The organism is Nostocoides vanveenii (genome assembly GCF_039531165.1).
In the GTDB taxonomy this organism is placed as follows: domain Bacteria; phylum Actinomycetota; class Actinomycetes; order Actinomycetales; family Dermatophilaceae; genus Nostocoides_A; species Nostocoides_A vanveenii.
In genome coordinates, this window is the sequence record NZ_BAAAPN010000021.1 from 16,023 (window position 1) to 33,311 (window position 17,289).

The 17,289-nt window shown below is 69.7% G+C and carries 12 protein-coding genes; 9 read left to right on the forward strand and 3 right to left on the reverse strand.

What is annotated here, in order from left to right; all coding sequences use genetic code 11:
* Positions 1 to 13 precede the first annotated feature (13 nt).
* Positions 14 to 1,240, forward strand: coding sequence for a glycosyltransferase family 2 protein (locus ABD209_RS04065; RefSeq protein ID WP_344062503.1), 1,227 nt, complete (start codon positions 14 to 16; stop codon positions 1,238 to 1,240).
* 97 nt (positions 1,241 to 1,337) lie between these two features.
* Here the strand turns inward: ABD209_RS04065 and ABD209_RS04070 are convergent, their stop codons facing one another.
* The gene (locus ABD209_RS04070) at positions 1,338 to 4,760 is read right to left on the reverse strand and encodes a PPi-type phosphoenolpyruvate carboxykinase family protein (RefSeq protein ID WP_344062506.1); all 3,423 of its coding nucleotides are present in this window, start codon (positions 4,758 to 4,760) and stop codon (positions 1,338 to 1,340) included.
* 128 nt (positions 4,761 to 4,888) lie between these two features.
* Here ABD209_RS04070 and ABD209_RS04075 point away from each other — a divergent pair, with 128 nt between their 5' ends.
* From ABD209_RS04075 to ABD209_RS04100, 6 genes are all read left to right on the forward strand, one after another.
* Positions 4,889 to 6,184, forward strand: coding sequence for a lipase family alpha/beta hydrolase (locus tag ABD209_RS04075; RefSeq protein WP_344062509.1), 1,296 nt, complete (start codon positions 4,889 to 4,891; stop codon positions 6,182 to 6,184).
* Positions 6,154 to 8,016, forward strand: coding sequence for an NHL repeat-containing protein (locus ABD209_RS04080; RefSeq protein ID WP_344062511.1), 1,863 nt, complete (start codon positions 6,154 to 6,156; stop codon positions 8,014 to 8,016). The genes ABD209_RS04075 and ABD209_RS04080 overlap by 31 nt, the downstream gene beginning before the upstream one ends.
* A 75-nt stretch (positions 8,017 to 8,091) precedes the next feature.
* Positions 8,092 to 8,955, forward strand: a complete 864-nt coding sequence (locus ABD209_RS04085; RefSeq protein WP_344062514.1) for an SMP-30/gluconolactonase/LRE family protein — start codon at positions 8,092 to 8,094, stop codon at positions 8,953 to 8,955.
* Between the two features lie 8 nt (positions 8,956 to 8,963).
* Positions 8,964 to 9,416 carry a rhodanese-like domain-containing protein gene (locus tag ABD209_RS04090; RefSeq protein ID WP_344062517.1) on the forward strand — a complete coding sequence of 151 codons (453 nt, stop codon included), beginning with the start codon at positions 8,964 to 8,966 and terminating at the stop codon, positions 9,414 to 9,416.
* Between the two features lie 45 nt (positions 9,417 to 9,461).
* A complete protein-coding gene (locus ABD209_RS04095) occupies positions 9,462 to 11,777 on the forward strand; it encodes a cell wall-binding repeat-containing protein (RefSeq protein ID WP_344062520.1) in 2,316 nt (771 codons plus the stop codon).
* Between the two features lie 177 nt (positions 11,778 to 11,954).
* Positions 11,955 to 12,797, forward strand: coding sequence for a hypothetical protein (locus ABD209_RS04100; RefSeq protein WP_344062523.1), 843 nt, complete (start codon positions 11,955 to 11,957; stop codon positions 12,795 to 12,797).
* A gap of 23 nt (positions 12,798 to 12,820) precedes the next feature.
* Here the strand turns inward: ABD209_RS04100 and ABD209_RS04105 are convergent, their stop codons facing one another.
* Positions 12,821 to 13,708, reverse strand: coding sequence for an ERCC4 domain-containing protein (locus tag ABD209_RS04105; protein ID WP_344062526.1), 888 nt, complete (start codon positions 13,706 to 13,708; stop codon positions 12,821 to 12,823).
* 5 nt (positions 13,709 to 13,713) lie between these two features.
* On the reverse strand, positions 13,714 to 14,607 hold the full coding sequence (locus ABD209_RS04110) for a hypothetical protein (protein ID WP_344062528.1): 894 nt from the start codon (positions 14,605 to 14,607) through the stop codon (positions 13,714 to 13,716).
* Between the two features lie 137 nt (positions 14,608 to 14,744).
* Here ABD209_RS04110 and ABD209_RS04115 point away from each other — a divergent pair, with 137 nt between their 5' ends.
* The gene (locus ABD209_RS04115) at positions 14,745 to 15,950 is read left to right on the forward strand and encodes a M48 family metalloprotease (protein WP_344062530.1); all 1,206 of its coding nucleotides are present in this window, start codon (positions 14,745 to 14,747) and stop codon (positions 15,948 to 15,950) included.
* 90 nt (positions 15,951 to 16,040) lie between these two features.
* On the forward strand, positions 16,041 to 17,282 hold the full coding sequence (locus tag ABD209_RS04120; RefSeq protein WP_344062532.1) for an NYN domain-containing protein: 1,242 nt from the start codon (positions 16,041 to 16,043) through the stop codon (positions 17,280 to 17,282).
* The last annotated feature ends 7 nt before the right edge of the window (positions 17,283 to 17,289 follow it).

A 17,289-nucleotide genomic window follows, 5' to 3' on the forward strand; every position in this document is an offset into this window, starting at 1 on the left:
TGCCGCCCAGGTGATGGCCGGCTACCGGGGGTTCGCGGAGTGGGTGGCCGACGACTTCGTCTTCTGGCGCGATCTCGGCTTGAGCATGGCCCGGGTCGACCCGCCCGTCGCGTGGCACGTCCCGCAGGTGCTGCCCAGCGACATCGGGCGTCCGCACACGGCACCGGTGATCATCAGCCTGACCCGCTCCTCGCATTTTCGTCGCCGCGGGCGATTCGGCAACCGGCGCCTGATCCGCCGGCGATTGTGGTTCGCCGGCGAGGCGTTTGCGGGTGCGCTTGCCCTTGTCGGTGCGCGTCCGGCGAGGCGCTCGAGCCCTGACCCGAGCCGGCGACAACCTCACCAACGGCGTCCGCGTGGGCGCCGGACTCCAGTCGATCATCGACCAGCAGCCCCGGTCGCCTCCGGCCGTCCGGTCGACCCCGCCACGGCAGCCACGGCAGCCGAGGCAGACGAGCTGCTTCGCTCGGTGTCAGCGGTGATCCCGGTCCGGGGGCCGGCTCGGTTGCTCACCGAGCAGCTCGCCGCGCTCGGAAATCACGTTGCGGAGATCGACGGCGAGATCGTGATCGCCGACAACGGGTCCCCCAGCCTGGCGACGGTGCTGCGCCCGGACCTCCCGTGCACCATTCGGGTGGTACCCGCCTTGGGTGGCCGTGGCGCGTCATACGCCCGCAATCTCGGCGCGGCTGCCGCCCGCGGCGATGTCGTGGTCTGCTGCGATGCCGACGACATCGCCGCCCCCCATTTCCTTCACGATATCGTCGGCGCCCTCCGCGCGGCGGACCTGGTCACTGGGCTCTCCGTGCGCCACCCGGGTCCGGAGCGGGCGCGGGTGAACGCGTGGCTCGGTCTCCACCACGACCACCGCGAGGACGATGCGCCCGGACTCTACGGTCGGGCCTTCGTCCACAGCTGGTCCTTGGCCGTGCGTGCCGCCACACTGCGCAAGCTCGGTGGCTTCGACGAGGCGCTCGCCCACGGCGAGGACATCGATCTCGCCCTGCTAGCCAGTGCCGAGGGATTGCGGATCGGTGTAGCGACGACGGCCCGCTTCCAGTACCGGCTGCGAACGACGCGCCGGGCGCTCCTCGTCCAGCAATATCGCTACTCCCGGTCGCTGCCCCGCGTGATCGCCAAGCACCGGCCCGCTGGCCTGACGGTGCCGCCAGGTAGCCAGCTGATGCAGGCGGTGCGCCTCGCGCGGTCCGTGTCGGCCAGCCGCATGGCGACGATCTGACCCATGCGGCGGTCCTTGCCGCCCGCCTCGCCGGCACCGCCGCCGGTGTGATCAGCGCCTACCGCCACGACCGGACATAGGGCCGGGGGCTGACCCGTCAGCGGAAGCGCGCCTGCCGTCCGAGCGTGCCGACCAACGCCTCGCGCGCAGTCGCCGATGCCGCCTCGTCCCGAGCGGCACGCACGGCGTCGAGTCGCGCGCGCACCTCAAGCCGATCAGCGGCGCCCGATGGGCCGTCGGCGGCCAGGAAGGCCGACAACTGCGCGATCCCCGCATCCGCGCGCGCGACTTCCTGAGCCTGAGCGGCGTCTAGGCGCGCGGCATACCACGGGCTGGCCAGCACTGAATCGCGCGTGAACAATGCGCGGAACTCGGGCGACTGCAGGGTCCATCCCTCCTGGGACGCTCCGCTCGCCATGATCTCCAGCAGGGCGCGCACCGGGGGGCACGCCGACGCGATCGTCCCGTCCGTGACGTAGGCCTGCGCCACCCGTTCGTGCGTGGCCGCCATCACCTCGACCGATTCGGCGAAGACGGCGAGGTCCTGGGTCTCGGGGCGCAGGATCGCTTCGGTGAAAATCGCGTCCGGATGCATGAAGATCCGGCCCAGGAAGGTGGTCGCGAACTTCGCGGTGATCCGCAGCCCCAGCCGGCTCGAGGGGACGGCGCGCCCGTCGATCTCGACATCCTCGACCGGCTCGAGATAGCCGTTCTCGGCCAGCCACGCCGCGGACCGCTCGTGCGGCTGCATCCGGGCGAAGATCTCGGGGATCAACAAGCTGACGTCGTGGTCGACGCGCGCGGTCGGACCGACGAACCCGGCGCCGGAGACCCACCCGTCATAGCCGGTCAGGGCATACGACAAGAAGGCAGAGTTGAGGTCGTAGGTCGTCGGCAGCGCGTTGAAGGGCGCCTTGGTCATTGCGCCCTCGCTGCCGGCCCCCGTCGTCGACGGGGACTTGCCGGTCATCGAGGAGATGAACTCCATGAGCAACTCGGGCAGCTCGAGATAGTGCAGGGGCGAGAAGGCGCACAGTGCCGGCACGCCCGGTTCGGGCGGGTTGTTGCGCCGCCCGGCGGCGACCACGTCCACGGCCATGGTGACTGGCGCGCTCTGCGAGAGCCCGCGGGCGAGCCGCACCGCGGTGAGTGCGGCCGCCGTCCCGCGCGGATCGGCGAGGTCGGGACGCACCTGCAGATAGCGGGGATTCTTCGACGGTTTCCCGTCGACCAGCCGCGGCCGCGCCGAGCACACAACGTATGCCGGCCGGTCACCTTCGGTGCCCGCCGCGAAGTCGGTGATCAATCGCCGCATGGGAGAAGTGAATTCGCTCAGCGAGATCGCGTCATCACGCATCGCCCGGGCGGCGTCCCGATCGAGCGGCTCGAAGTTGGACAAGAACGTTCCCGGCTGGGCGACATCCGTTTCGGCGATGCTGTCGTAGCCGGGGTGGATCGCGTCATCCGGGCGCTGAAAGAGCAAGCGTTCACAGTTCTCGACGACTTTGACCGATTCCGCGGCTGCATCGCTTGCGGCGACCACCACGGAGGCGGTGATGTCGTCCTCGGTCTGCAGCTTGAGCGCCGGCGCGAAATCCGGACGCAGGCTGAACAGGCGATAGGAGCCGTCGGTCTCAAAGCCCACACGCAACATGTCGACCAGCACCTGCTGGCCGTCCAGACGCAGCCGGTTGCCAGGCCGGCCGTTGACCCGGCTGACGGTGAAATGGCTGCGCCAATCGGCGCCCCACTCCGGCCGGTAGGCCTCTTTGATGACATAGACCAGCTCGAGCACGTGGGGCGGGATCGACTCCAGGAAGGCGTTGTGCTCCGCGCTGACCTCCGGCGACGGGGTGAGTAGCTTGATGACGCTGCCGATGCTGCGCTGCGGGCCGAGGATGGGACGGGTGTCCTTGCCATTCCAGGAGGGCGCGGCATACCGGTTCGAATAGTCGCGGCCGACGATCGCCGCGACGGCATCGAGATCGGCGTCGAAGTCGGCGACGAAAGCAGTGCCGATGGTGATGGCGTCGGCGATCGACTTCGAGATCTCTGACTTGCCACCGCCGGAGACGGTAGAAGGCTTGTGGCACACCGTGGTTCGCGCCGAGGTCCCGATGATCGTCCACTGCGCGGGGTCGGTGCGTACCTGCCGCATGACGACCCGGAAACCGCTGGGGTCGAGGTAGGTCACGTCCGCACGGAACGGAATCCGTTGCGCCACGCCCGCGAGGTCGGTCCACGTGATCGACCGGTCGGCGAGCCGGAAGCGCGCGCCGGCCTCCACCAACACCAGGTCCGGGTGGGTGAGCAGGTGCGCCGACCCGTCCGCCGCGGGCACCCACAGGTGCGGATCGCGGGCGACGATCTCGGCGACCGAGGGCGCGTCATGGGCGTGCGTGTTGACGAACTCCTGGCCCTCGTCCCAGCTCGGGAAGACCATTGCGCCACCCGAGTGCTCCTCCTCCGCGCCGCCGAAAAGGTTGGCGGAGTAAGAGATCTGCGTCTTGACTTCCTTCTTGCAGTAGCCGAAGTAGTTGTCGGCGATGATCGTGACGATCACGCCGCGCTCGTCGCGCGCGCACACCTTGAAGGCCTTGCCCCCGTTGTAGCGCTCGGCCGGATCGGTCCAACACATGCCGTCGCGGATCTGACGATCTGTCGCTTTGTCGCGGTGCGGCAGGCCGAGAGCGGCCTTGGTCGCGGACACCAGGTGGGGTGCGAGGATGACCAAGCCGGTATGCCCGGTCCAGTGCAGCGGGTCGAGCGCCGAATCGTTCTCCGGCACATAGGGATCGCCGGCATTGCCGAAGATGCCTTCGACGAAGTCGAGATTGGCGACCATGCTGCCGGGCACGATGAACCGGGTCTCCATCCGCCGCTCCCGCGTCCGGCCCGGCACGCCGACGACGACCAGCGGACGCAGCAACAGCGAGACAAAGCACGCCGCCCGCTCCGGCTGCGCGGACGTGATCGGCAACTCCAGCAAGGCTTTTGGGGGCGATAGCGCGGCGCGGAGAAGGAGCGCGAAGGTCTCCCGCGGCACCGCGAGCTTGTCGTCCGGTATGGGCAACCCGCCTTCGGCGAGGTGGAAGACCCCCGCAGTGGTGCGCCGGTCGTTGCGCGGGTTGTGGAGCACACCGTTGGCGAGCCGATAGCTCGTGATCAACTCCGATGCATAGTGATCGGTGTCGACCGGCAGGCTCAGTGTCCGCGCCAGCCCGGGCAGGTCGAGGGCCAAGGTGCGGCGAGGCAAGTGGGGGATGTCCGGCAGGCCGGCCAGGTAGTCATCGAGAAAGCTCTGCACCCGCTCGTCCACCGGGGGCAGCCGGTCGGCCAGACGCCGGCTCAGTTCGCGCTGGCGTTCCAGGAGCGGCCCGACCAGGGCCTCGTCGTCGCCGCCACCCTGCACCCGCGGTAGGCCGAGGAGAGCCAACCGGAGGTTGACCGCCGCCAGGGCCTGAGAGACCGTAAGCGCGGAGGTGCCAGCAGGGACGGGACCGGACTCGGTGGCAGTCATAGTGTCCATTGTCCCGTTGTGAAAACGCTTACACCAGCGAGGCGGACCTTCCTCGCGTGAACTTTGGGTGACATTGCTCTCACGCCGCGCGCGTTGGCGGCGAGGCATCGGGGTGCGACGATGAGGCGGTGAAGTCCGCCGAGGCGCGCGAGATGGCCTACGTCTCGGGTGTCGCGTTGGCTCACCTGACGCGGATGGTGCGGGGCGCTCACGCCGCCGTGAGTTCGGCCGCCAGCGATGCCGTGAGCGTTCTGGTGGGGCCGCTGGCGGGGCCGGGGTTCGTCCTGGCCGACGTCGTGGCCGGTGGCGTCTACGCCGCAGCCGGCCTGGGCCTGCGTGCCGGCGCGGCCCTCGCCGGCGCGGTGGCCGCGGAGCGGATGCGCGCGGGCGACGACCAGCGACGCAGCCTCCACGATGCCTCGAAAGCCCCCCATGTCCTGGCCGTCGGCCACGCCCTCTGGGGCGAGGGCTTCGGTGGAGCTCCCACCCTCACGCCGGCGATGCACGTGCGGCGCGGCGGGCGCGCGGTGCCGCTGACGACCGCTGGGGTGCGGGCGGCATACGGGCCGGTGACGGGGCAGGTGGCCGTTTTCGTGCACGGGTGGGGCGAGACCGATCGGTGCTGGCGGTATGCCGCGACCAAACGCGAGCCGTATGCCGATCGGCTGGCCGCCGACCTCGGCCTGACTCCCGTGCTCGTCCGCTACAACAGCGGGCTGCGGATCAGCGCGAATGGGCGCGCGCTCGATGCGGTGCTGGCCGAGCTGGTCGCGGGCTGGCCCGTCGCGGTGGATCGGATCGTGCTGATCGGGCACTCCATGGGTGGGTTGGTCATCCACTCGGCGCTGGCCCAGGCCGGCGGCGCCTGGGCGGATCTGGTCACCGACACCGTCACGCTGGGGACGCCGCACCACGGGGCGCCGCTGGCGCGCGGCGTCCAGCGCGCCGACGCGGCGCTCGCGACGACGACGCGGGGGCGATGGGCCGCGGATCTGTTGGGGACTCGCACGGGTGGCGTGCGCGATCTCGAACACGGCAATGTCGTCGCCGCGGACTGGTCGGGCCGGCCGCCCGACGGGGGCGACCATCGCACCCATCCAGCTGCCCGCGCGCAAGTCCGTCACCATGCGGTCGTGGCCGTGGCTCCAGGATTCTCGGGCGCGTTCGGTGCGCGCGTGGGCGATCTGGTGGTTCCCGTCGCATCTGCCGAACACGTCGAGATGCATTCCGTCGCAAGTCGATTCGCGGGAGAACAGGTGGAAATGGTGCGCGGTGTGACACACCTCGGCCTGGTCAACGACGAAAGGGTGTATGCCGCACTCACTCGGTGGTTGTCGGCGCCCTGTGCCATCCTTGACGGCGCACCACAACCGCCTGGGGAGGCACCACCGCCATGCACACACCACGACGACGCACGCTCCTGACCGCCTCAGCGGCGACCCTGCTCGCGGGTAACGCGGCATCGCTCGCGACGGCCGCGGAGGGTGCGGCACCCGCCCGGGCGGGTGGGCCGGCATACCAGGGACAGGTGATGGGCGGCGCGTTCGCGGACATGTATCCCGTGGATATCGCGAGCACCGGCTCCTACTACTACGTCATCGATCCGGGCAACTACCAGATCGAACGCGTCGTCCGGTCGAGCGGCACGATCGACAAGCGCACCCCGCGCGGCGGTGGCGCGGGCACCGACGAGCTCGCCGCCGCGCGAGCGCTCGCGGTCGACAGCGCCGGCAGCGTCTATGTCGCCGACACCCCGAACAACCGGGTCGTGACGTATGACGCGGGGCTGGCGCGCACCGGCGGCTGGGGGAAGAAGGGCAGTGGCGTCGGCGACTTCACCGCCATCTACGGCGTGGCGATCGGACCGGGGCTGACGACCACCGGTGCGTCCGCGGAGGTGGTCTACACCATCGACGGCGACCGGGTGCAGCGCTTCACCCGGGACGGCAAGGACCCCAAGGTCTTCGCGACCGGCTTCAACCAGCCCCGGCAGATCGAGGTCAACAAGGCCAGTGGCGATGTCTATGTCGTCAATGCACGGGACCGCAAGATCGTCGGCTTCGACAAATTCGGCGTCCAGAAGTTCGAGTTCGGCAATGGTGTCGGGTCCGGTCCGGGTCAGTTCCAGGGCGATCCGCGCGGGATCACGGCCACGGCGACCGGATCGCTGATCTTCGTCACCGACGACGGCAATCGGCGCGTGCAGGTCTGGGGGCGTGGCTCCGACGGCACGTACACCTATCGCTACGCGATCGGGTCGCCGACGACCACGGTCTTCACCGATCCGCGTGGTTTGGACATGACCCCCGACGGGAAGCTCGTCGTCACCGACGAGTGGGACTACTCCCTCAAGGAGTTCACGGTCACCTCGACGAGCGCGAAGCAGACGCGGCGGCTCTTCGGGCACGCGGCCGGCCTGCCCGGGGCCAACTGCCCGCGCGGCCTCGCGGCCGACAAGACCGGGCATCTGTTCACCAGTGACTGGTGGAATCAACGCATCGTGCGCACCAGCCTCACCGGCGCCAGCGCGATGTCCTGGGGCAAGCGGGGCACGCGCAATGATCCCGGATCGCTGAACTTCGCGTGGGGCGTGGCGGTCCAGCCGAGCACCGGGCGGGTCTTCGTCGCCAACCGGGAGTCGCACGAGATCACCGTCTTTGACAATGCAGCGGGCAACCACAAGTGGCTGACCAAGTGGGGCTCACGCGGCTCGGTGTCCGCGGGCACGCAGCTGACGTTCCCGCAGGGGCTGACCTTCGCTGCGGACGGGACCTTGTACGTCGTCGACACCGGCAACGGCCGGGTCAAGCAGTTCCGGGTCGATGCGGCCGGCAATGGTGCGTGGGTGCGGACGATCGGCAATGGCGTCGGCGCCGCGGTCGGGCAGTTCAGCATGCCGACCGGCATCTCGGTCGGTGCGGACGGCGCGATCTGGGTGGCCGACACCCGCAACAGCCGGGTTCAGGTCTTCCGGGGTGGGTCGTGGACGGCATACGGCACGCCAACCGGGTCGACGAAGGCCTTCAATGTGCCCTGGGGCGTGACCGTGGCGCCCGACGGCTATGTCTGGGTGGCCGACACCGGCCGCAAGCGTCTGGTGCGCATGAGCGCGACGGGTGCCTTCAGCTATGAGGTGACCGGGGCGTCCGCGGGGACCGCCGACTTCGGTGGGCCGTTCCAGGTGCTTTTCACCTCTGCGACGACGATGTATGTCTCCGACACCTGGGGCAACCGGGTGATCAAACTCGGCTGGTAGCCCGGTCGCCTGAGGGTTGTCGGTGGCGCCTACTACGGTGAGGAACGGCATACCGGAATGGCAAAGGAGTCATCGATGACCACGGCAGCGGTGTTGGCAACGGGCTTGGCGTTCGGCGAGGGGCCGAGATGGCGTGACGGTCGGCTGTGGTTCAGCGATTTCTACCGGCACGCGGTTTTCACCCTCGGCATGGACGGCGTGGAGACCAAGGTCGTCGATGTGCCGGGGCAGCCATCGGGGTTGGGGTGGCTGCCCGACGGGCGCCTGCTCGTCGTCAGCATGCTGGATAAGAAGGTCATGCGGCTGGAGCCCGACGGCGCGCTCGTCGAGCATGCCGACCTGACGGAGTTGGCCGACTTCCACGCCAACGACCTGATCACCGATAACTTAGGCCGGTCGTTCGTCGGCAACTTCGGTTATGACCTGCACCACGACATGGCCGAGCGCGATGTGCCGACGATCCTGGGTGACGAGTCTGCCGGGTCGACGACGCTCGCGCGGGTCGAGGTCGACGGCTCCGTACACGTGGCCGCCGAGCACGTCCGCTTCCCCAACGGCATGGCGCTGATCGACGACGGTCGCACGCTGATTCTCGCCGAGACCTTGCGCTTGCAGTTGACCGCCTTCGACGTCGCGTCGGATGGGACGTTGAGCAACCGGCGCGTATGGGCCTCGACCGCTCCGCAGATGGTCGCGCCGGATGGCATCTGCGCCGACCCTGAGGGCGGCATCTGGGTCGCCGCCGCGCTGGGCAACGCCGTCGTGCGCTATGCCGAGGGCGGCGAGGTCACCGGCCAGGTCGAGACCAGCCAGATCGCGTATGCCTGCGCCCTCGGCGGCCCTGACGGCCGGACCCTCTTCGCCATGACCGCGCCCTCGAGCGAGCCGTCCGTCGTGGACGGTCACCGGTTGGGATGCATCGAGATCGCCACCGTCTAGGAGGATAGATGAGCAGTCGCAAACCCGGCGAACCGCTCGCGCGCAATGCGGCGAGTCTGGTCGCCGAAGCCGATGCCAAAGTCGAGACGCTGGCCCTCGCGGATGCCGTGGGCCTGCTCGATGACCCGGGCGTCCTTTTCGTCGACATCCGCGATCCGCGCGAGCGGGAGCGACTCGGCACCATCCCGGGGGCGCTGTCGGCGCCCCGCGGGATGCTGGAGTTCTGGGTCGACCCCGAGTCGCCGTATTACAAGCCTGAGCTCGACGACGGGCGCCGACTGGTGCTCTATTGCGGTTCGGCCTGGCGCTCGGCGCTGGCGACCGCAACGCTGACCGAGATGGGTCGCGAGGACGTCACCCACCTCGCGGGCGGGTTCAGCGCCTGGCAGGCGGCCGGTCACCCGCTCGAGGCAGTCGGGCGCCGACAGGCAGCCAACCGGCCACCCGCGCCCGGCGTCTAGGGTTTCGAGAGCCCGCTGGGCCCGCCACACAAAGGAGCAGGGGAAATGCGCGCGCGAGTTCGTTCGGTCTGGCTGGCAATTGTCGGGGTCGCCGCCCTTCTGGTGGGGGGTGCCGCGCCGGGCTTCACGGCCGCCCCGCCCACGGCATCCGGGGCGTCGAATGCCCGGCAGGAGGTGCCTGCGCGGCTGGTCCGGTTGACCGGGGACCCGGCGCCCGGTGTCAAAGGCGAGGCTGCTCGCGGGCGGCCGGACACGGCATACGTGCTCGTGGGTGGGCAACGCATCCCGGTGGCATTGACGCTGATCCGCGGGGTGCCGACCGGGGCCGTCCTGGCGCGGTTGTCCGCGCCCGTCGGTGGTGACGATGCGGCGATCGGTGCGGCGCTTGCGCGCGGCACGGTCGCGGTGGCCTCGGTGCGCGTCGATCCCGGGGAGCGGCACGGCACCGATCTCGGCGAACACCACGTGCTCGTCGTTCCCGTCTACTGGGAGTCATCGACCACCGACGCGGGGGAGTTGGCCCGCAGCTTCGGGGCGATGGCGGACTACTACAAACGCAACACGAACGCCAAGATCACCCTGGCGACCGCGACGATCATGGCGCCGCAGAAGATCACACTGACGACGACGCAAAGGGACGAGTGCGACTACACCGCGATCGAGTCGAAGGTGCGCACTATCACCGGCACCACGCCGCACGATCGCTTCCACCACATCGTCGCGGTGATGGAGAATCTCCCGTCCTGCTGGTGGGGTGGGCTTGCGACCCTCGGCCCCTCCGCCACCGGCGACGGATTCATCTGGGTCAACGGCTATCCACTCGCCTCGTTGCTGGCCCACGAAATGGGTCACAACTTGGACCTGACGCACAGCGGCGCGCTGTGGTGCTTCGACTCGCGGGGCAAGCGGGTCCCGCTGTCCGACACCTGCCGGTCGACCACCTATGACGACGCCTGGGATGTCATGGGTAATCAGCCGTACGGTTTCGGTGCCATCGGCGCCTTCAACCTCGACCGGCTCGGCGTCTTGGGCGTGGGCGATCGTGTCGTGGTCCCGGGCAGCGCGACTGTGACCCTCAAGCCGCTCGAGGCCGGCGTAGGGCTGCGATCAGTGGCGTTCATCGACGGTAACGCCCGCTACGAGATCGAGTACCGGATCGCCGCCGGCGACGACCGGTATATCGACGCCGCCACGTATGTCGACGGCTCAGGTGTCCGTCGGACCCGACCGGGTGGCGGGGTGATCATCCGGCGCTACGGCCTGGGCTGGGATAACGACGATCAGGAGTTCGACGTGGTCGACTTCCATCCGCTCGCCACTGAGGAGACCTACGACCGACACCCAGGTCTCGAGGCCGGTGAGTCCTTCACGTGGCCGGGTTCGCGGCGCGCGATCCGCGTGGAGTCGACGTCGTCCGCTGGCGCAGTCATCACCATCTCGCGTCCACATGGCGATGTCGTGCGGTGGTATGGCGCGGACCGCTACAGCACCTCACTGACCATTGCGCAGAACGCCTTCGGCGGCAGCGGAAGCGACCTATTCCTCGCCAGCGGCAACGTCTTCACCGACGCGTTGAGCGGGGCCGGTGTGGCCGGCCGGGCGGGCAGCCCCCTCTTGCTCACTCCGCGCGACGACCTACCCATCGACATGCTCCAGGTCGTCTTCGACACGAAGCCGCCGCTGGCCACCATCCTCGGTGGGCCGGCGAGCGTCGGAACCTGGGCCGAATCGCTCCTGGAGAGTCAGGTGGCGAAGGTCCGCCGCCTCGCTGGAGCCGACCGCTACGAAGCGAGCGCGGCCATCTCGCAGGCAAGTTTCACCCCGGGCGTCGACGTCGCCTATGTCGCCTCCGGTCTCGTCTTTCCCGATGCTCTCTCGGGGGCTCCGGTCTCGGGTCTCCGGGGTGGTCCCATGTTGCTGACCCGTCCCGATGCGCTCCCGGATGCCATCGCGAGCGAGTTGCGCCGGGTGCAGCCGAAATCCGTTGTGGTGCTGGGCGGGCCCGCATCGATCAACGACGCGGTGCTGGGCCAGATCGCGGCAGCTGCGGGGGTGACTCCGTCACGGATCAGCGGCGCCGACCGCTACGAGGTCTCGGCCGCCGTCTCCGCGGCGAACTTCCCCGCAGGCACCGACACCGTTTTCATCGCCTCGGGCGCGATCTTCACCGACGCTCTCTCGGGTGCACCGGCCGCTGTCGTGCACAAGGGCCCGATGCTGCTGGTCACCAGCAGCCGGATCCCGGACGCCATCCGCGCCGAGCTGACGCGCCTGAAGCCACGCACCATCGTCATCCTGGGCGGACCCCATAGCGTCGGCTCCGGCGTGGCGACGGCCCTGCAGGCCTACCTGCGCTCGTGAGCGTTCGCACGGCGGCGTACCCCGGGTCTGTTCGCCGAGCGTGTCAGTCAGGTGAGGTAGGCGGCCCGGTTGTGAACCGCATCACATTCGGGGGCGATCGGGTAACGATTTCATCACGCACGGCGTCGATAGTGGGACCGCCGCTTCGACCTTCGAAACCGATCTCTGAACTCTTCTATGCCTGATGCCACCGACACCCTGATCCGACCTCAAGGCAATGACGCCGCTTCCGACTCCGACACTCCCGATAAGACTCCCGGCTATCTCGGCCTGTCCTTGACCCAGATCCTTGGTGGTGCGCTGGCCGCCGTCAGCGCTGCCGCCCTCGGTGCGCGGCTCGGCCTGGCCGGAACCCTGAGCGGCGCGGCGATCGGCAGCATGGTCTCCGCCGTCGCCGCGGCGGCCTACACCGAGTCGCTGCGGCGCACTCGCACGGTGATCCGCACGCGCACGCTCACCGCGGTCGCCGGTGCGCGAACCGGCGCTGTGGTCGCCGATGCCGAAACGGACGAGGACGGATCGCCGCTCCTGACGCGGGCGGGCGACCGAGAATGGCGCCCGACCCGCGCCGGCGACCGGGCGCTCGGACGACGGATCGCGCTCGGCGCGGCGGCCCTCTTCGCCGGCGTGTTAGTGCTGATCACCGGCATCGAGCTAGGGATGGGCCGCGCCCTGGACGGTCAGTCCGGGACCACGGTGCGCCAAGTGGTGGAGAAGGCCGGCACCGGCAAGGCCGGGAGCACGAAGCCCGTCGTGCCCTCCTCGTCCTCGACCTCGGACTCGCCGGCGAGCAGCCCTTCGGACTCGCCGACCAGCCAGACTCCGGGGACCTCGACGGACACCCCGACCACGTCCACCGATACGCCGACGACCTCGACGGACACGCCGACGACGTCCACCGAGGCGCCCAGCACGCCGACCGACCCGGGCACCCCGGATGCCACGAGCACCGACGCCGCCACACCCAATGTCGAGGGCGGCCTCGACCCCCTCTCGGACCCCTCGCCCGCGCTCCCGTAGCCCTCGGTCCTCGGCGGGCGGGTTTACTCGGACTCGCCGGGAGCCGCGCGCAGCTGGTCAGACGCCAAACCGTCGCCCAGGACCGACGGGTCCGCAGCCCAGCGCAGACTGGCCCCGCCGCTGTGGCGGGCATCGGCCAAGGCGGCACCCAGGAAGCGGTAGGTCCACTCCTGCGCCAACGCCCGGGTTTCGGCAAAGATGACCGGCACGCTCGGGAAGTGCACCTGGCACTCGGCGAGCATCTCGGCGACAAGCGCCGGCCGGACGTGGGTCAGCTTGAAGATCTGCGAATACCGGTCCTCGACCACCACCGCGGCGTGCGGCACGGTCACCAGCTCGCTCAGCACCGCCCGCAGCTGGCCACTGCTGAGGCTCCTGACCAGGTCGTCAACACCTTTACGCTCGACGACCGCGACCAGTTCGCTGTCCAGTTCCACGCCATAGTCGCCGACGCGCAAGGCCCGCTTGACGACGCTCGCCTGCTGATGGCTGAATTTCCACCCATACCGCTCGCGGCTATCGACGACGATCTCCAGATCGCCTAGGCCGGACGCCCGCGCGGTTGGCAGGTCCACCGCGGGCTTGGCCGTCTTAGTGGTCCGCGGCGATTGCCAGAACACCATTTCGCGCCCGCGCGCCCGCGCGATCACGAACTGTGAGCGGTTCTCCCGTGACCGCTCCAGCACCAGATCGATCGAGGCGCCCCGCCGCACGCAGGAGCGCACGGGGAGCGCCTCGATGATCTCGGCGTCCGGCGGCCAGTCATCCCCGCCGCGGAAACAGAACACCTTGCTCGTCCGGGGCCACGTTTCCCGGGCCCGCAGGACGATGCCGTCGCCCAGGGGGATCCGCAGCAGGTAGGGCAGCGAGGACTCGGTGTCCGGGTTGCGCGCGATGAGGAAGTCGGCCAACTCGCTCAGCCGGACGTGGGGGGCGTGCCCGTCCCGCTGCCCGACCCGGGCGGTGGTGGCGGCGTGCCGTACCCGGACGGCGGGGGTGGAGGCGCGGTGGGGTAGTTCGCCGGAGGCGGCGGGGTGCCGTAGGTGGGCGGACCGGCATACGGCTGGCTGGCATCACTCGACTGCCCGTATGACGGCTGCCCACCGTAGGTCTGCTGACCCCCGTACGTCTGCTGACCCCCGTAGGTCTGCTGACCCCCGTAGGTCTGCTGACCCCCGAAGGGCGGCTGGCCCCCGTACGGCGGCTGCCCGCCGTACGGCGGCTGCCCGCCGTAGACCGCCTCGCGGCGTTCGCGACCTGAGCGCACCATCTTCACGATGCCGACGATCGTCAGCACGACGCCGAGCAGACCGAAGAGCGTGGCGATGATGAAGGCGCCGACGATGACGCCGATGGTCTTGCCGCCGACCTTGGCGGCCGTGTCGCCGGTCAGCAACTTCGCCGGATTCGACCCGCACGTGACCGTGTAGGTGCCGGCTGTCGAGGAGGTGTAGGAGCCGCCGCTTTCGTACTGGCGGCCGTCGAAGGCGGCGCGGAAGGCCGGGCCGCTCGCCTCCATGCCGATCGTCGCGCCGTCACTCCCGAGGACCACACAGGCCTGGCTCGGCTGGCCGGTCTGACTCTCGAAGCTGGTGCCCGTCGCCGCGCCCACGTCGACCATAATCACCATGGTCGAGTTCGCTCCGAGTTCGACCGTGCCGCCGGGCGGCGTGGTCGGAACCTCCCGGACGGTGTTGAGCAGGCCCTTGCTGCCATAGGCGACGCCCCCGAAGAAGATCCCCGGCGCAAGCACGAACATGCAGATCAGGCCAAGAATGAGCGGCAGGACCCCGCGTCTCTTGGGTGGCATTGCTTTCCCCCTCGATTCCGGCGACGACGTGCCGCTCTGTCGCCATTCAACCGTACGGGTATCGTCCCCTGCGAGGGCGCAGGGCCCTCGACCGGACCCACACGTCCGGACCGCACATCCGCAGGGGAGTTTCACCGATGAAGTCCACCCGCACGCGCGCCATCGTCGTCACCGCGACGATGGCGCTGACGCTGTCCGCCGCCGCCGCGCCGACGTTTGCCGCGTCGTCGCCCGCCGCGTCGTCGCGCGCCGCGTCGTCGGCCGCCCAGAAGTACACCTACGACTTCCGCACCGGGGCGACGACCGACCCGCAGGCGGCGCCGATCGTCAAGAAACTCCTCGCCGCCCTGCCGAAGGACTGGCAAGCCCGCCGGGCGGCCTTCCTCGCCAAGACCGGCGCCGAGCCGGGCCCGGTCGGCCGGTCGATCGAGGCGCAACTGACTGGTGCCAAGTGCGAGCCCACGACGCTCAACGCCTATGTCGAGAAGATCACCGCCGGAATCCCGCTGCCGCGTCTCTTCGTTCTCGCGCTCGTCGGTGCCTTCGACTACCCGACCTATGACGCTCTGATCTATGGATCGCGCACCGACGCCGACTACTCCCTCACGCCCGGCACGACGGGCAAGGTCCGCTACACCACCAGCGTCGCCCGCGGCTTCTGGGACATCAAGTCCGGCGACATCGCGGTCATGGGGATGCACAGCAATATGGTCGTGGACCGGGCTCGCGTGATCCGGACCGTCCAGACCATCTTCGGCGTCTCGGCGGCCGACGCCGCGCAGTTCGCCGACCTGATCATCCCCCTGATCCTCGACACCAAGCAGCTGCGCGACGGCAACAACCCGATGTTCAGCCTCAACGCCTTTGCCTTCACGGCAGAAGGCCAGGCCGGCCTGGAGGGCATCGGTGACCGCATCGTCATGGGTGAGGGCATGATCAAGGCCTTGCGCGACACCGGCAACATCGAGGTCGGCCCGCAGATGGTGCTCTCGCACGAGTACGGCCACCACGTGCAGTTCGAGAACCACGCCTACCCGGCGCAGACTTCGCCGGAGAACACGCGAATGATGGAGCTGATGGCGGACGCCTATGGCGCCTACCTCGACTCGCACCGGGAAGGCCTGAACTTCAACGCCGAGCGGGTCAACGGCGCCATCGCCCTCGCTCACCTCGTCGGTGACTGTGCCGTCAACAACCCAGGGCACCACGGGACGCCGAGCCAGCGCGCGGCGGCGGCTTCCTGGGGCGCCTCGCTCGCGAAGTCGAACGGCACCACGGTCCTGCCGTCCAAGCAGGTCCAGGCGCTCTTCCTCAAGGCGCTGCCCGCAATCCTCAAGCACTGAGTTTCGCCCCCGCGCCGCCGCCCCGGAGACTCAACTCCGGGGCGGCAGCCGATGTCCGGCCCCAGCAGCGGAAATGGCAAGGTTGTCCTTATGCGGTCCTATTGCGCGATCTATGTCGACGCCGGCTACCTCCTGGCGTCGGCCGCCACGCGCGTCACCGGAACCTCGCTGCGGCGCGGTGTCCAGGTGGACCACACCGCCTTGATCCAGGGCCTGATCGCCCAGGCCGAAGCCGAGTCCGGTATGCCGCTGCTGCGCGTCAACTGGTACGACTCCGGCGGCCGCCCCGGCGGTATGCCCGATTTCCACCAGGACGACATCGGCCTCCTCCCGCGGGTCAAGCTCCGGCTCGGCCGGCTCTCGCACACCGGGGAGCAGAAGGGTGTCGACCTGCGGATGGGCCTGGACCTGGCCACCTATGCCCGCAACCGGGTCGTCGATGTCATCTATCTCGTCTCCGGCGACGACGACCTGACCGAGGCCGTCGAGGAAGCGCAATTCCACGGCCTGCAGGTCATCATCATGGCCGTGCCGGGGCCGGCCGGTCGTCCGCACGCGGTCGCCCGCAATCTCCAGCGCGAGGCCGATGGCGTCATCCTCATCGAACCCGAGGTCGTCGACGCTTCGGTGCGCCCCGCAACCATCCCGGCCGCGCTCATCCCCGGCTCGGCCGAGCCAGCGGCCGCCGACACCCCCGCCGCCGATGACGCGGTCGCGGCCCCCGATGGCACGACCACGACCGATACCCCGATCGGAGCCCCGGGGGCGGCACGCCCCGCTGACGCCGGGCCGGCCGAAGACCAGCTGACCCCAGCGGGGGGCAAGCCCGCCGCGGGGGGTGGCCCTGGCGGCATACCGCAGTCTCCGGCCGGTATGCCCGGTCCTCGCCCGCCTGCCGAACCCACCCGCGCGCCGGCCCCGCCCGCCGAGCTGCCGGTGCGCGCGCCCGCCGCGGCGAGTAATGCGCCCACCCCGGCGGTTCTTGCGGGTCGCAAGGCATCCGGGATTGTGGTGCCGCGCAACGGCGCACCCACCCCGACCTGGTCGACGACGACCGGGGAGCCCGCGCGATTCGACGACGAGGCCGGCGAGATCACCGAGGACCTCATCGACGCCGTGGTTCGGCAAGTCGTGACGTCGTGGTGTGCCACGGCGACACCCGAGGCCCTGATCAGCTTGCGGCGCGGCGAGCCCTTCATCCCCGGTGACCTGGACCGAACTCTGCTGCTCGACCTGTCCAGCCGCAGCGGCGTCTACGACATCGACGACGAATCGCGGCACGCTCTGCGTGAAACCTTCTGGGGGTGGATCAACCGGCTCAAGCTGAGCTGACCCGAAG

Excerpts from the sequence above, each read along its gene's own strand:
- ABD209_RS04065 (WP_344062503.1), top strand. The coding sequence starts at position 14 with ATGGCCGGCTACCGGGGGTTCGCGGAGTGGGTGGCCGACGACTTCGTC.
- ABD209_RS04070 (WP_344062506.1), bottom strand. The coding sequence starts at position 4,760 with ATGACTGCCACCGAGTCCGGTCCCGTCCCTGCTGGCACCTCCGCGCTT.
- ABD209_RS04080 (WP_344062511.1), top strand. The coding sequence starts at position 6,154 with ATGCACACACCACGACGACGCACGCTCCTGACCGCCTCAGCGGCGACC.
- ABD209_RS04085 (WP_344062514.1), top strand. The coding sequence starts at position 8,092 with ATGACCACGGCAGCGGTGTTGGCAACGGGCTTGGCGTTCGGCGAGGGG.
- ABD209_RS04090 (WP_344062517.1), top strand. The coding sequence starts at position 8,964 with ATGAGCAGTCGCAAACCCGGCGAACCGCTCGCGCGCAATGCGGCGAGT.
- ABD209_RS04095 (WP_344062520.1), top strand. The coding sequence starts at position 9,462 with ATGCGCGCGCGAGTTCGTTCGGTCTGGCTGGCAATTGTCGGGGTCGCC.
- ABD209_RS04100 (WP_344062523.1), top strand. The coding sequence starts at position 11,955 with ATGCCTGATGCCACCGACACCCTGATCCGACCTCAAGGCAATGACGCC.
- ABD209_RS04110 (WP_344062528.1), bottom strand. The coding sequence starts at position 14,607 with ATGCCACCCAAGAGACGCGGGGTCCTGCCGCTCATTCTTGGCCTGATC.
- ABD209_RS04115 (WP_344062530.1), top strand. The coding sequence starts at position 14,745 with ATGAAGTCCACCCGCACGCGCGCCATCGTCGTCACCGCGACGATGGCG.
- ABD209_RS04120 (WP_344062532.1), top strand. The coding sequence starts at position 16,041 with ATGCGGTCCTATTGCGCGATCTATGTCGACGCCGGCTACCTCCTGGCG.